Annotated in this window: 12 protein-coding genes; 1 reads left to right on the top strand and 11 read right to left on the bottom strand. The window is 64.1% G+C overall.

The genetic code is table 11. From position 1 onward, the window contains the following. Positions 1-14 precede the first annotated feature (14 nt). Complete coding sequence (gene secA, locus KQH60_RS01765) at positions 15-2855, bottom strand: preprotein translocase subunit SecA (RefSeq protein ID WP_237574887.1); 2841 nt, start codon at positions 2853-2855, stop codon at positions 15-17. 283 nt (positions 2856-3138) lie between these two features. Here secA and KQH60_RS01760 point away from each other — a divergent pair, with 283 nt between their 5' ends. After that, on the top strand, positions 3139-3618 hold the full coding sequence (locus KQH60_RS01760; RefSeq protein ID WP_237574991.1) for a DciA family protein: 480 nt from the start codon (positions 3139-3141) through the stop codon (positions 3616-3618). 7 nt (positions 3619-3625) lie between these two features. Here the strand turns inward: KQH60_RS01760 and lpxC are convergent, their stop codons facing one another. From lpxC to murD, 10 genes are all read right to left on the bottom strand, one after another. After that, on the bottom strand, positions 3626-4543 hold the full coding sequence (gene lpxC, locus KQH60_RS01755; RefSeq protein WP_237574886.1) for a UDP-3-O-acyl-N-acetylglucosamine deacetylase: 918 nt from the start codon (positions 4541-4543) through the stop codon (positions 3626-3628). A gap of 300 nt (positions 4544-4843) precedes the next feature. Continuing rightward, complete coding sequence (locus KQH60_RS01750; protein ID WP_237574885.1) at positions 4844-4987, bottom strand: hypothetical protein; 144 nt, start codon at positions 4985-4987, stop codon at positions 4844-4846. Positions 4988-5042: 55 nt separating this feature from the next. Then, positions 5043-6233: a cell division protein FtsZ gene (gene ftsZ / locus KQH60_RS01745; RefSeq protein ID WP_237574884.1), complete on the bottom strand. Its 1191-nt coding sequence runs from the start codon at positions 6231-6233 to the stop codon at positions 5043-5045. A 111-nt stretch (positions 6234-6344) separates the two neighbouring features. Next, positions 6345-7577, bottom strand: a complete 1233-nt coding sequence (gene ftsA, locus KQH60_RS01740) for a cell division protein FtsA (RefSeq protein ID WP_237574883.1) — start codon at positions 7575-7577, stop codon at positions 6345-6347. A 36-nt stretch (positions 7578-7613) separates the two neighbouring features. Further along, complete coding sequence (locus KQH60_RS01735) at positions 7614-8375, bottom strand: cell division protein FtsQ/DivIB (RefSeq protein WP_237574882.1); 762 nt, start codon at positions 8373-8375, stop codon at positions 7614-7616. 15 nt (positions 8376-8390) lie between these two features. Further along, positions 8391-9332 carry a D-alanine--D-alanine ligase gene (locus KQH60_RS01730; protein ID WP_237574990.1) on the bottom strand — a complete coding sequence of 314 codons (942 nt, stop codon included), beginning with the start codon at positions 9330-9332 and terminating at the stop codon, positions 8391-8393. Between the two features lie 2 nt (positions 9333-9334). After that, entirely contained in the window at positions 9335-10726 is a 1392-nt protein-coding gene (gene murC / locus KQH60_RS01725; RefSeq protein ID WP_237574881.1) for a UDP-N-acetylmuramate--L-alanine ligase, read from the bottom strand. Continuing rightward, complete coding sequence (gene murG, locus KQH60_RS01720; protein WP_237574880.1) at positions 10723-11853, bottom strand: undecaprenyldiphospho-muramoylpentapeptide beta-N-acetylglucosaminyltransferase; 1131 nt, start codon at positions 11851-11853, stop codon at positions 10723-10725. The genes murC and murG overlap by 4 nt, the downstream gene beginning before the upstream one ends. Continuing rightward, the gene (gene ftsW, locus KQH60_RS01715) at positions 11850-13133 is read right to left on the bottom strand and encodes a putative lipid II flippase FtsW (protein WP_237574879.1); all 1284 of its coding nucleotides are present in this window, start codon (positions 13131-13133) and stop codon (positions 11850-11852) included. Before ftsW ends, murG begins: the two co-directional genes overlap by 4 nt. Further along, complete coding sequence (gene murD / locus KQH60_RS01710) at positions 13130-14647, bottom strand: UDP-N-acetylmuramoyl-L-alanine--D-glutamate ligase (RefSeq protein WP_237574878.1); 1518 nt, start codon at positions 14645-14647, stop codon at positions 13130-13132. The genes ftsW and murD overlap by 4 nt, the downstream gene beginning before the upstream one ends. Positions 14648-14658: the final 11 nt, after the last annotated feature.

Raw genomic sequence — 14658 nt, 5'->3', positions numbered from 1 at the left:
GCCGGCGAAACACATCACGCGAGCCGACCGTGGCACTGCTTGTACTTCTTGCCGCTGCCGCACGGACACGGATCGTTGCGGCCAACCTTCGGGTACGCGTTGTCGCGCGCGGCCACCGGCGACTGGCCGGCGGCGAAGTCCAGTGACAACTCGGAGCTCGCATGGGTCGCGAGCGCCACCGGCGACACGCGCGACGGCGCATCGGCAAGCGCGCCCTCGACACCGCCACCGGCGGCCTGTGCAAAGTCGGCGTGTCGAAACTCAACATTCGCCAAATGGCCCGCCTGCTCTTCGTATTGCTCGGCCGCCGCCTCGAGTTGCTCCGGCGTCTGGATCTGCACGTTCATCACAATGCGCGTGACCTCGTGCTTGACCGCGTCCAACATCGCGGCAAACAACTCAAATGCCTCGCGCTTGTATTCCTGCTTCGGATTCTTTTGCGCATAGCCGCGCAGGTGGATGCCCTGGCGCAGATGCTCGAGCGCGGCCAGGTGCTCACGCCAACGCGAGTCCAGCGTCTGTAGCATCGCCGAGCGCTCGAAGCCGCTGAACGCGTCGCAGCCGACCTGCGCGACCTTGGCCTCGTACGCTTCGTCACCCGCCGCGATCACCGCGTCGAGTACTTCGTCGGCCTCGATCGTATCCGCCTCGTTCACCATCTCCTGCAACGCGAGATCGAGCTGCCACTCATTGCGCAACGCTTCCTCGAGCGCCGGCACATCCCACTGCTCCTCGATGCTGCCGGCCGGCACATAGGTGCGCACCACCTCAGTGAGCACGCCATGCCGCATCGCGCCGATCGTCTCGTGGATATCCTGCGCTTCCAACAACTCATTGCGCTGCTGGTAGATCACCTTGCGCTGGTCATTGGCGACGTCGTCATACTCGAGCAATTGCTTGCGGATATCGAAGTTACGGGCCTCGACCTTGCGTTGCGCCGATTCAATCGAGCGCGTCACGATGCCGGCCTCGATCGCCTCGCCCTCCGGCATCTTCAGCCGGTCCATGATCGCGCGCACGCGGTCGCCGGCGAAGATGCGCAGCAACGGGTCCTCGAGCGACAGATAGAAGCGCGATGACCCGGGATCGCCCTGGCGGCCCGCCCGCCCGCGCAACTGGTTGTCGATCCGGCGGGACTCGTGCCGCTCGGTGCCGATGATATGCAGCCCACCGACCGCCTTGACCTGCTCGTGCAGCGTTTGCCATTCGTCGTGGATCTGCTGGATCCGACGTCGCTTCTCGTCGTCGCTAATCGACGCATCGGCTTCGATCAACGCCGCCTGCTTGTCCGGATTGCCGCCGAGCACGATGTCGGTGCCGCGACCCGCCATGTTGGTCGCGATCGTGATGCGCCTCGGACGGCCAGCCTCGGCGACGATCGCCGCCTCACGCGCGTGCTGCTTCGCGTTGAGCACCTCGTGTGGCACCCCGGCCTGCTTGAGCAGGCGCGACAGCAACTCGGAATTCTCAATCGATGTGGTACCGACCAGCACCGGCTGTCCGCGCTCGTAGCAGTCACGGATATCGCGGATCACCGCGTCATAGCGCTCCTTCGCGGTCTTGTAGATCTGGTCCTGGCGATCCGTGCGCTTGGACGGCCGGTTGGTCGGAACCACGACCGTCTCGAGTCCATAGATCTCGTTGAATTCGTACGCCTCGGTATCCGCCGTGCCGGTCATGCCGGCCAGCTTGGCGTACATCCGGAAGTAATTCTGGAACGTGATCGATGCCAGCGTCTGGTTCTCCGCCTGGATCTTCACATGCTCCTTCGCCTCGACAGCCTGGTGCAGGCCATCCGACCAGCGCCGGCCCGCCATCAGGCGTCCGGTGAATTCATCGACGATGATCACCTCGCCGTTCTGCACGACATAGTGCTGATCGCAAAAGAACAGCGTATGGGCGCGCAGCGCCGCATACACGTGATGCATCAGCGTGATGTTCTGCGGTGCATAGAGACTCTCGCCATCGCCGATGAGGCCCCATTCGGCCAGCAGCCGCTCGGCCTTCTCGTGACCCGATTCAGTCAGGAATACCGAGCGCGCCTTTTCGTCCAACGTGTAATCGCCCGGCTTCTCAACGCCGCTACCATCGGCCTTTTCCTCGCCAATCTGGCGCTCCAGCAACGGCGGCAACGCATTCATCCGCACATACAACTCGGTATGGTCCTCGGCCTGCCCCGAGATAATCAGCGGCGTGCGCGCCTCGTCGATTAAAATCGAGTCAACTTCGTCAACGATCGCGAAATTCAGCCCGCGCTGCACGCGCGCATCGGTCTCATAGACCATGTTGTCGCGCAGGTAGTCGAAGCCGAATTCGTTGTTCGTGCCATAGGTGATGTCCGACGCGTAAGCTTGCTGCTTCTGGCTGTGCTCCATCTGCGACAAGTTGATGCCAACGGACAGGCCGAGGAAGTTGTAGAGCCGGCCCATCCATTCCGCATCGCGCTGCGCGAGATAGTCGTTGACCGTCACCACATGCACGCCACGCCCCGACAGCGCGTTCAGGTATGCCGCCAGCGTGGCCACCAGCGTCTTGCCCTCGCCAGTGCGCATTTCGGCGATCTTGCCGTAGTGCAGCGCCATGCCACCGATCAGCTGTACGTCGAAGTGCCGCATCTTTAGCACGCGGCGGCTCGCTTCCCGACACACCGCGAATGCCTCCGGCAGCAGCCTGTCGAGCGACTCCCCAGCCGCCACGCGCTGCCTGAATTCGTCGGTTTTCGCGCGCAATCGCTCGTCCGTCAGCTTTTCGATCTGCGCCTCCAGCGCATTGATCGTCGCGACAGTCTTTTGATACTGTTTGATCAGCCGCTGGTTGCGACTGCCAAAAATCTTTTGCAGAAAACCGGTGGTCATCGGATCGGGATCTCGAGTCGACACGCGGCGCCGGATCGGCGTGACTCTCGCACGACCCGTTGGCGAACGGCGGTTCGACGGCTGTGTCCAGTTGGATTCAAAGGCGCGATTTTATCATGCCGACTGTGTACTGCCTGCCTCAGCGCGCGCTCGTGCGCAGTTGTCAACGCGTGCGGCCGGCCAGCGGCGCGATATCGTCGAAGCCGGCCATCAGCGGCTACAATGGTATGGATACGTCGATTCCCCGACGGCCACCGAGCCGCAAGTCCTCTGCACGCATGCCATGAACCGCTATTCGCCCTACCCGTTGCCGCGCAAGCCGTTCACGCCCCGGCCGCTCACCGAGTTGATGTCGTCCAGCGCCGAGTTGGCCGCGCTGCAAGTCGGCGTGCGACAGATGGCGGCGCTGGAAGCGGCGCTGCAAGCCGTGTTGCCCGGTTATCTGGCCAGCCATGTGCATGCTGGTCCGATCAAGGATCAAGCGCTGACCCTTTTTGCCGCCCACAATGCGTTGGCCGCCCGGTTGCGCCATTTGGAGCCCACCGTGCTGACCGAACTACAGCAGCGCGGCTTCGCACTGCGGACGATCAAGATCCGCGTGCGCCCGCAGGCGCCGGCCGCTGCGGCACAGATCAAGCAAGCCCGGATTTCAGCAGCCGGCGCCGATTGTCTTCGCGAGTTGGCCGACGCATTGGAGCCTTCGCCGCTGCAGGAAGCCGTCGCCCGCATGGCGCAGCGGCATACAGGCCGCCGCCGCACCTAGCGAGACTTCACGCGTACACCGCCTGCGGATCGTAGGCAAAGCCGCGCGGCGCCGCTTTCTGGTCGGCAAACGTGACGATCTCGTACGCATCCTCGTGAGCGAGCAATTCGCGCAGTAACGCATTGTTCAAACCGTGACCGGACTTGTACGCGGTGTACGATGCCAGCAACGGATGGCCAACCACGTACAGGTCGCCGATCGCGTCCAGCATCTTATGCTTGACGAACTCGTCGTCATAGCGCAGGCCGTCGTTGTTCAGCACGCGGTATTCGTCCAGCACAATCGCGTTGTCCATGCTGCCGCCTCGCGCCAGGCCCAACTCACGCATCATTTCGACTTCGTGCGCGAAGCCGAATGTACGAGCCCGCGCGATCTCGCGCACATAAGACGTGTCGGCGAAATCGACTTCCAGTTCCTGGCCGGTCTTGTCCACCGCCGGGTGACGGAAGTTAATCGTAAACTTCAGCTTGAAACCGAAGTACGGCTCCAGCCGGGCGAATTTGTCCGCATCACGCACCTGGACCGGCCGCGTGACCTTGATGAACTGCTTGGCGGCAGCCTGCTCGTCGATCCCGGCTGACTGAATCAGGAACACAAACGACGCCGCGCTGCCGTCCATGATCGGGATCTCCTCGGCCGTTACGTCGACATACAGATTATCGATCCCGAGCCCCGCGCAGGCCGACATCAGGTGCTCGACGGTCGATACTCTCGCACCGTCCTTTTCCAGCACCGACGCAAGACGCGTGTCGCCGACCGACATCGCGCTGGCCGGAATGTCGACCGGCACGGCCAAGTCGGTGCGACAGAACACGATTCCCGTATTGGCAGCAGCCGGACGCAGCGTCAACTCGACCTTGCGCCCCGAATGCAGGCCGATGCCAACCGTCTTCACGATCGATTTGATGGTCCGCTGCTTCAACATCGTCTTGACTCTTGATAGGCTATTTTAATTGCGAGCTTTAAACTCATAGTCATTAGTATACTCGACTTGCGAATTTCCCGCTTTTATCAACCTGTATGAAACTGTTTCCCGTTGTTACGGTTTTACGTATTGAGCGAATGACAAAGCGGCCCGTTACCTGGAAGGAGGCGGTTTCCAGGCACCGGGCCGTGTAATAGCCGTTCGAAAAACGCTCGCGCGCGTTGCCAGTACGCAACAGCGGCGACTAACACGCCGGATCTGCGCCGTCGGTGAACCACACGCCCTGCCCGGGGCGTGCTATCACTGCTGCGCTTGCACATCTTCGTCGGCCAAGCGCCGACGGTTGCGACCAGCGTCCATCATGCCACCAGAGCGCAACGCCGTATCCGCTGTTTCTTCAGCGGGCAGCAAGCGGGGCCAGCCATCCGGCGGGATGCCGACCATGCGCGTCCAGCCAGCGCGGTCCGCGTCACTGTAACGCCTGCGTCGGGCGCACTGATCAGTCGGCTTGCTTGCGCAGGAACGCCGGGATGTCGTACGTGTCCACGCCTTTTTCTTGCAATGCCTGCACGTGCGATGCGGCGGTTTCCCGCGAACTGCGCCACACCGCCGGCGTATCCAGCGCGCCGTAGTCGGTCGCGCTCGGCGTGGTGGCATAGCTAAGCGGCTGCGCGGCGATCGGATGATTATCCGTGCCAGTGCGCAGCAGCGTCATCGGCGCCGCCTGCTGCTTCTTGGCGGCGCGGCCAAGACCCGTCGCCACCACGGTTACCCGCAGCGCATCGCCCATCGCGTCGTCGTACACCGCGCCGAAAATCACCGTCGCATCCTCGGCCGCGTAGCTCTTGATCGTGTTCATCACCTCGCGGGTTTCCGACAGGCGCAGCGAGCGGCTCGACGTGATGTTGACCAGCACACCTCGCGCGCCGGACAGGTCCACGCCCTCGAGCAACGGGCTGGCCACGGCTTGTTCGGCCGCCAGCCGCGCGCGGTCGACGCCGGCCACCGTCGCGGTGCCCATCATCGCCTTGCCCTGCTCGCCCATCACGGTCTTGACGTCCTCGAAGTCCACGTTCACGAGGCCGTCGACATTGATGATCTCGGCAATGCCGGCCACCGCGTTATGCAACACGTCGTCCGCGCACTGAAAGCACTTATCCATCTCAGCGTCGTCGCCCATCACGTCGAACAGCTTGTCATTGAGCACGACGATCAGCGAGTCCACATGCGATTCGAGCTCCTGCGAGCCCGATTCGGCAATCCGCATGCGCTTGCCGCCCTCGAACTCAAACGGCTTGCTGACAACACCTACCGTTAAGATGCCCATCTCCTTGGCAATTTGCGCGACCACAGGCGCGGCACCGGTACCGGTGCCGCCGCCCATGCCCGCCGTGATGAACACCATGTGCGCACCGCGCAGCGCATCGGCAATCCGCTCGCGCGCCTCCTCCGCGGCAGCGTGCCCCATGTCGGGTTTCGCCCCGGCGCCAAGGCCTGACTTACCCAGTTGGATCACGGACGGTGCCTTGGACCGGTTCAGCGCTTGAGCATCGGTATTCATCACGATGAAATCGACGCCTTGCACGCCGCGGTTGATCATGTGCTGGACGGCATTGCCGCCAGCGCCACCGACCCCGACGACCTTGATGATCGTGCCGTTGGTTTCGGTTTCCAGCATTTCGAATTCCATTAGTGCCTCCGTCAAGTATTAAGCGACTTCGCTCGGCGTTACGCGGTGGCGGAATCGGGCAATTCCGTCACCGTGCACTGGCCGCCGCCGCCAGCGCGTTGCGAAACAACTTCAAAAATTGCCTAAGAACCAGTCCTTCATCCGGGACCACACCTGCGTGGCGGAACCGGACTGCGTGGCGACCTTGCGCCCGCGCATGCGCTGTGAACGTCCCTCCACCAGCAGCCCCATCGCGGTCGAATACCGCGGGTTGCGCACCACGTCCGCCAGTCCGCCGGCATATTCCGGCACGCCGATACGCACCGGTTTGAGGAAGATGTCCTCGCCCAGTTCAACCATGCCGGCCATCATCGCCGCGCCACCGGTCAACACCACGCCGGAGCTCAGTAGCTCTTCGTAGCCGGACTCGCGCACGACTTGCTGGACCAGCGAAAACAGCTCCTCCACGCGCGGCTCAATCACCGCCGCCAGCGCCTGACGAGACAGCACCCGCGGGCCGCGCTCGCCCAGCCCCGGCACCTCGATCATCTCGTCTGGATCGGCCAGCGCCTGCTTGGCGATCCCGTAGGTCACCTTGATATCTTCCGCGTCCGGCGTCGGCGTGCGCAGCGCCATCGCGATGTCGCTGGTGATCTGATCGCCCGCGATCGGAATCACGGCGGTATGGCGGATTGCGCCCTCACTGAAGATCGCGATGTCGGTGGTCCCGCCGCCGATATCGACCAGCACAACACCGAGCTCCTTCTCGTCCTCGGTCAGCACGGCCAGGCTCGACGCGAGCGGCTGCAGGATCAAATCGTTGACCTCCAGCCCGCAGCGGCGCACGCATTTGACGATGTTCTGCGCGGCCGAGACGGCGCCCGTCACGATGTGCACCTTCACCTCCAGCCGGATGCCACTCATGCCAATCGGCTCGCGCACGTCTTCCTGGCCGTCGATGATGAATTCCTGCGTCAGGATGTGCAGCACCTGCTGGTCGGTCGGAATATTGATCGCCTTCGCGGTCTCAATCACGCGCGCGACGTCCGCCTGCGTGACCTCCTTGTCCTTGATCGCCACCATACCGCTCGAATTGAAGCTACGGATGTGGCTACCGGCGATGCCGGTAAACACGTTGGTAATCTTGCAGTCGGCCATCAGTTCGGCTTCCTCGAGCGCGCGCTGGATCGACTGAACCGTCGCCTCGATATTAACGACCACCCCCTTCTTCAGACCCTTCGAGTCGCTTTGCCCGAGCCCAATCACTTCATAGTGGCCCTCGCCCTTCAACTCGGCGACAACGGCCACCACCTTCGACGTTCCGATGTCAAGGGCAACCAGCAGGTCCTTGTAGTCTTTGCTCATAGCGTGCTCAATTGCGAGTGTTATCCGTTCATTGCGTCATGGACGCAGCTTCTTTGCCTTCGGCTCGTCGGGAATGAAGCGCATTCCTGCAGCACGGATCGCGAACCCGTTCGGGTACCGCAAATCCACATATTCGATGTCGTTGCCCCAGCGCTGCGTGACCATCGGCCAAGCAACCACGAGCCGCCGCGCACGGCTGGCCAGCGTATCCTTGTTGCGTTCGCGCCCCATCTCCACCCGCATGCCATTGGTCAGCTTGACGGTCCAGGCATAGCGCGGCGTCAACGTGACCTCCTCCGGCTTCATACCCAACGGCTCGAACCATTTCTGGAAATCGTGGTATCGGGCCACGACGTCGCGCTCCGAACCCATTGGGCCGGCGAACACCGGCAACTCAGCATCGGCCTCGGCCTGGTTGGCCGTAAAGACCTCGCCATCGACGCTAACGAACTGATCACTGCCCCACGTACCCAGGGGCTTGTACTCCTCGAGCGTGACCGCCAGCGCATTCGGCCACACGCGGCGCACGCTCGCGTGTCGCACCCACGGGATCTGCTCAAACGCGGCACGCGTGCCGTCCAGATCTACCGTAAAGAAATTGCCGTATAGCTTGTCCAGTACGTTCGCGCGCACCGCCGGCTGGTTGATGTGCTCGGTATCGCCCTCGATCAGCAGCGTGCGCAGCGCGAAGGCCGGCCGCTGCAGCAGCCACAGGCCGGCACCGGCGAGCACGATCGCCAGTAGCGCGGCGTGCAGCGCGCTGGTGATCATGTTGAGCTGGCGCGGATTGTTCCACATGTCGGTAGCCGAGCGTCAATCCTTCAGCGTGAGCGCAAGCACGTTCACGACTAGTTCGCTATACGAGATGCCGATCGCACGCGCCGCCTTCGGCGGCAATGAGTGATCGGTCATGCCGGGCGAGGTGTTAACCTCCAGGAAATACGGGTTGCCATCGCTGTCGAGCATGAAGTCGGCACGTCCCCAGTCGGTGCACGCGAGAGTCTCGAACGCGCGACGCGCGAGCGCCGTCAGCCGCTGCTCGTCGGCCTCGCTCAGTCCACACGGAATCCGGTACTGGGTATCGTCAGCGACGTATTTCGCATGGTAATCGTAGAACTCGCCAGTTGGCACGATCCGGATCAGCGGCAACTGCAGCGAGCCGGCGATGCACGCGGTGTATTCTCCCCCACCGTCGATGCTCTTCTCCACCAGCACGAGCGGATCATGCCGCACCGCCTGCGCCAGTGCATGCGGCAGGTTGTCGGCCGCCTTGACCTTGATCACCGCGACGCTCGACCCTTCGGTCGCCGGCTTGACGAACAACGGCAACCCGAGTTTTGCGACAATCTGCTGCGCCCGCGTGTCGTAGTCCTCGCCGCGCAGTACCGTGTCGAACGGCGGCGTCGGAATCCCGAGTTGCTGCCAGATCAATTTCGTGCGGAACTTGTCCATGCCCAGCGCCGAGCCGAGCACGCCCGGGCCGGTGTAACGGATTCCGTAGAAATCAAGCGCGCCCTGGATCTGGCCGTTTTCGCCATATCCACCATGCAACGCAATGAACGCGCGCACAAACCCTTCATCCTTGAGCGCCGACAAGGGCCGCTCCTCCGGATCGAACAAGTGCGCGTCCACGCCGGCGTCGCGCAGCCCCTGGCAGACCAGCGGGCCAGACACGAGCGACACGTCGCGCTCGGACGACTCACCACCATAGAGCACCGCCACCTTGCCGAACGCCTTTGGATCGATCGCGCGCATCTTCACGTCCTTTGCTCCTGTGTGAGCCGCGCCGGCACGCCGCCGATCGAGCCCGCTCCCATCGTCATCACGACGTCGCCGTCGGCGACCACCGCCGCCAGCGCGTCCGGAATCTCGTCGAGGGTGTCGACAAACACCGGTTCGACCCGGCCGGCCACGCGGATGGCCCGCGCCAGCGCGCGGCCGTCCGCAGCCACGATCGGCGCCTCGCCGGCCGCATAGACCTCGGTCAGCACCAGCGCGTCCACCGTCGAGAGCACCTTAACAAAGTCCTCGAAACAATCGCGTGTGCGCGTGTAGCGGTGCGGCTGGAACACGAGGACCAGCCGCCGATTCGGAAATGCGCCGCGCGCCGCGGCGATCGTCGCGGCCATCTCGACCGGATGGTGGCCATAGTCGTCGATCAGCAAGTATGCGCCGCCGCGCGTGAGCGGCACTTCGCCATAACGCTGGAAGCGCCGGCTCACGCCGTTGAATTCGGCGAGCGCCGACTGGATATCGGCATCGGCCACCTCCAGTTCAGTGGCGATCGCGATGGCCGCGAGCGCGTTCTGCACGTTGTGCGTGCCGGGCAGGTTCAGCACGATGTCCAGCGGCGCCGCGTCGGCGCGATGGACGGTGAAATGCATCCGTCCGTCCCTAGCGCATACATCGGTCGCGCGCACATCGGCTTCCTGCGCGAACCCATAGCGGATGATCGGCTTGGACACGAACGGCAAAATCTCGCGCACGTTCGGGTCGTCCGCGCACAGCACCGCGATGCCATAGAATGGCAGCCGGTGCGTGAATTCGATGAACGCCTGCTTGAGCCGGGCGAAGTCATGGCCATACGTATCCAGGTGGTCGGCATCGATGTTCGTGATGACTTCGATCACCGGGAACAGGTTGAGGAACGATGCATCCGACTCGTCGGCCTCGGCCACGATGAAATCGCCCGTGCCCAGCCGTGCATTCGCGCCCGCGCTGATCAGCCGCCCGCCGATCACGAAGGTCGGATCCAGTCCGCCGGCCGCCAGCACGCTGGCCACGAGACTGGTCGTCGTGGTCTTGCCATGCGTGCCGGCAATCGCGATGCCTTGCTTGAGTCGCATCAACTCCGCGAGCATGACGGCGCGCGGCACGATCGGAATATGCCTGCGGCGTGCTTCGAGCACCTCGGGGTTGTCGGTGCGCACCGCCGTGGAGATGACGACCGCGTCCGCGCCGTCGATATGCCGCGCATCATGACCGAACGTGATGTGGGCGCCGAGCCCGCTCAACCGGTCGGTGACAGCTGAGCGGTTCAGATCCGAACCGCTGACTTGGTAGCCCAGGTTGACGAGCACTTCAGCGATACCGCTCATTCCGGCACCGCCGATCCCGATAAAATGAATATGCTTGACGATGTGTTTCATTGCTTTCCTTGCGCACCGTGCCGCGCATCGTGCGATGCGGATGCCACATCGCGCGTGACGAGCGACGCGCACACCTGTGCGACGCGCTCGGCGGCATCGGGCTTGGCCAGTTCGCGCGCGCGGGCCGCGACTCGTGCGAGCGATGCGCGCGTCTGACCGCCAATCCAGTCCGCGAGTTTCTCCGCGGACAACTCATTTTGTTGCATGATGCTCGCCGCGTGATGCGCGACGAGAAATGCCGCGTTGGTCGTCTGATGGTCGTCGACGGCAAACGGGAACGGCACGAACAACGCCGCCACGCCCACAGCGGCGATTTCCGATACCGTCATCGCGCCGGAGCGACAAATCACGAGGTCGGCCTCAGCATAGGCGTGCGCCATGTCGTCGATGAACGGAACCAGCTCGATGCCGCCGCCCAGCGCCAGCCCCGCGTCCGCGTAATGCGCACGCAACGCTTCGATATGCTTGGCGCCGGCCTGGTGCACGATGTGTGGGCGCCGCGCCGGATCGAGCAACGCCAACGCGCACGGCACCGTTTTGTTGAGCGCCGCGGCGCCGAGGCTGCCGCCGATCACCAGCACGCGCAACGGGCCGGTGCGCGCCGCGTACCGCGCCTCGGGCGGGGCCACCGCAGCCAGTTCCGCACGGATCGGGTTACCGGTCCATTGCGCGCCGGGCAGCGTGTTAGGAAAGGCGACCAGCACGCGGCGCGCGAGCCGGGCCAATAGTTTGTTGGCCAGACCCGCAATCGAATTTTGCTCGTGCAGCACCAGTGGAATGCGCGTGAGCACGGCCATCACGCCGGCCGGAAACGTGATGTAGCCTCCCATGCCAAGCACGACATCGGGCCGCACGCGGCCAAGCACTGCGCGACTTTGCAAGCACGCGCGCAGCAGGTTCAGCGGCAAGCACAGCTTCGTGGCCATGCCCTTGCCGCGTACGCCGCCAAAGCGCACGAACTCGACCGCAATGCCGTACTTGGGCACCAGTGTCGCCTCCATTGCGCTCGGATTGCCAAGCCATACGACCCGCCAGCCCTGCGCCTGCATCCGCTGCGCGACCGCCAGTCCGGGAAATACATGGCCGCCGGTGCCGCCCGCCATCACGAGCAACGTGCGTGCGCTCATATCTTGCCTCCGCGCATCAGCACCCGGTTCTCGTAATCGACGCGCATCAGCAGCGCCAGCGCCACGCAGTTGAGCAGGATGCCGGAGCCGCCATAGCTAACTAGCGGCAGCGTTAACCCCTTGGTCGGCAGCAGGCCGAGGTTCACCCCCATGTTGATGAACGTCTGCGCGCCGACCCACAGGCCAATGCCTTTCGCGACCAATCCGGCGAACGTGCGATCCAGTGCGAGCGCCTGGCGACCGATTTCGAACGCGCGCCGCACGATCCAATAAAACAGCAGGATCACGACGACCACGCCGACAAAGCCAAGCTCCTCGCCAATCACCGCGAGAATGAAGTCGGTGTGCGCTTCAGGCAAATAGTTGAGCTTCTCGACGCTGCCGCCCAGGCCGACCCCGAACCACTCGCCGCGTCCGAATGCGATCAGCGAATGGGTGAGCTGGTACGCCTTGCCTTGCGCATAGCGGTCGTCCCACGGATTCAGGTACGCAAAGATGCGCTCGCGACGCCACGGCGAGGCCCAGACCAACATGCCGAACGTGCCAATGGCGGTCAGCGCCAGGCCGCCAAACAGCCGCCCGCTCACGCCGCCCAGGAACAACACGCCCATCGCGATCGCCGAGATCACCATGAACGCGCCCATGTCCGGCTCCAGCAGCAGCAGCGCGCCAACCACGCCGACTGCGATCGCCATCGGCAGGAAGCCCTTCGCGAACTGGTGCATGTACTCCTGTTTGCGGACCGTATAGTTGGCCGCGTAGATTGTCACCGCCAGCTTCATGATTTCCGACGGCTGTATGTTCGTGATGCCCAGTGGGATCCACCGGCGCGCGCCGTTCACGCCCTTGCCCAGGTAAGGTATCAGCACGACCACCAACAACACCAACGCGACAAGGAAGAGCCGCGGCGCGTACTTGTCCCAGGTCTTGACCGGAATGCGGAACGCCACCAGCGCGCCAAGCGCCCCGGTCACGACCGATGCCACGTGCCGCACGAGGAAATGGTATGGTGTATAGGTCGAGTACTTGGGCGAGTCGGGCAACGCGATCGACGCCGAATACACCATCACGAGTCCGAGCGACAACAGCGCGATCGTCACCCAAAGCAGCGAGTGGTCATGGTCGCGCATGCGCGAGCGCAACGGGCGAATGCCGCTGACCGCGCTGGCCAGCCCCACGCCGCTTGACGGGGTGGCCGCGCTGGCAGCGCCGACCCCGTCGCTAGGCACGGCGTAGCGGCGCCCAACGAGCCTTGCTGCGATCCGCTGCACCCGGCTCATAGCATCCCTCCTTTGTCGGCCGCGATGTCCTCGACCTCGCTGCGGAACACCTGCGCGCGCTGCGCATAGCCGGAGAACATGTCCAGGCTCGCGCAGGCAGGAGACAGCAGCACCCCATCCCCGGGCTGGGCGACGGCTGCCGCAGCACGCGTTGCCGCCTGCAGGCTCGGATGCAGAGCCAGTTCAACACCCGTATCAGCCAGTGCCGCGCGCAGCGCAGGCGCGTCGCGGCCAATCAGCATCACAGCCCGGCACCAGCGCGCCACCGGCGCCGCGAGCGGAGCAAAATCCTGGCCCTTGCCGTCACCGCCCGCGATCAATACGATCCGCTGCGCGAGGCCGTCGAGCGCGGCCACGGTCGCCCCGACGTTGGTACCCTTGCTGTCATCGACGTAGTCGACTCCGTCGATCGATCCAATCCACTCGACGCGATGCGGCTCGCCGCGGTACTCGCGCAAGCCGTGCAGCAACGCGGCGAGCGGCAAACCGATCGACTGGGCCAAAGCAAGCGCAGCCATTGCATTCGCCGCGTTATGCAAGCCGCGAATGCGCAAGGCATCGGCAGGCATGAGCCGCTTGACTGCGATATCGGGCACGGGCCCGCCGCTCTTGCGGCGGCGATTCGTCGCGCGTTGTTCGGATGCGTCGTTGCGCTCGTATGCCTGAACGAGCCATGCGATGCCTCCATCGCGTTGGATACCGTAGTCGCCATCGTTCTGCGGCACGTTGAGTCCAAAGGTCCAATACGGCACACTGGCACCACCGGCCGGCACGAATGCCATCACGCGCGCATCGTCGCGGTTCAATACGCGCAGCGTGCGCAGCCCGAAGATTCGCCCCTTTGCGGCAGCGTAGGCGTCCAGTCCACCATGCCAGTCCAGATGGTCCTGCGTGATGTTAAGGATGACCGCCGCATCGGGTTCGAACGTGTGCGATGTCTCGAGTTGGAAGCTGGACAGCTCCAGTACCCAGACGTCAGGTAGCTTCGCCGCGTCGATGGCCTCGGCCAGCTTGTCCAGCATGGCCGGACTGATGTTGCCGGCCACCGCAACGCGCTTGCCGGCCCGCTCGCACAGCAGCCCGGTTAGCGCCGTGGTCGTCGTCTTGCCGTTCGTGCCGGTGATCGCCAGCACCTTGGGCTGGTAGCCATCGTTGGCCAGCGCGCGCAACGCCTGCGCAAAGAATTCGAGTTCGCCCCACACGTCAATGCCACGCTCGCGGGCCGCGCCGATCAACGCAGCCAGGTCCGCACGATGCGGCGACAAACCGGGACTGATGGCCACCAACTCGATACCGCCATCGAGCAGCGCGGGACTGAACGCACCGCCGACGAATTCGGCGTCGATGCCCAGCGCTGCCAATTGCGACAGGTTCGGCGGCGCGGCGCGAGTATCCGCCACGCGCATGCGGCAACCGTGGCGCGCGCACCAGCGCGCCATCGCCAGCCCCGATTCGCCGAGCCCCAGCACGAGCGTCGTTGGGCGTTGCCGTTCTCCGAACTTGCCACCAAACATCGTTTTTTTCC

This window comes from Mycetohabitans sp. B8 (genome assembly GCF_021991875.1).
GTDB lineage: Bacteria > Pseudomonadota > Gammaproteobacteria > Burkholderiales > Burkholderiaceae > Mycetohabitans.
This window is presented reverse-complemented; position numbering and strand designations above follow the sequence as displayed.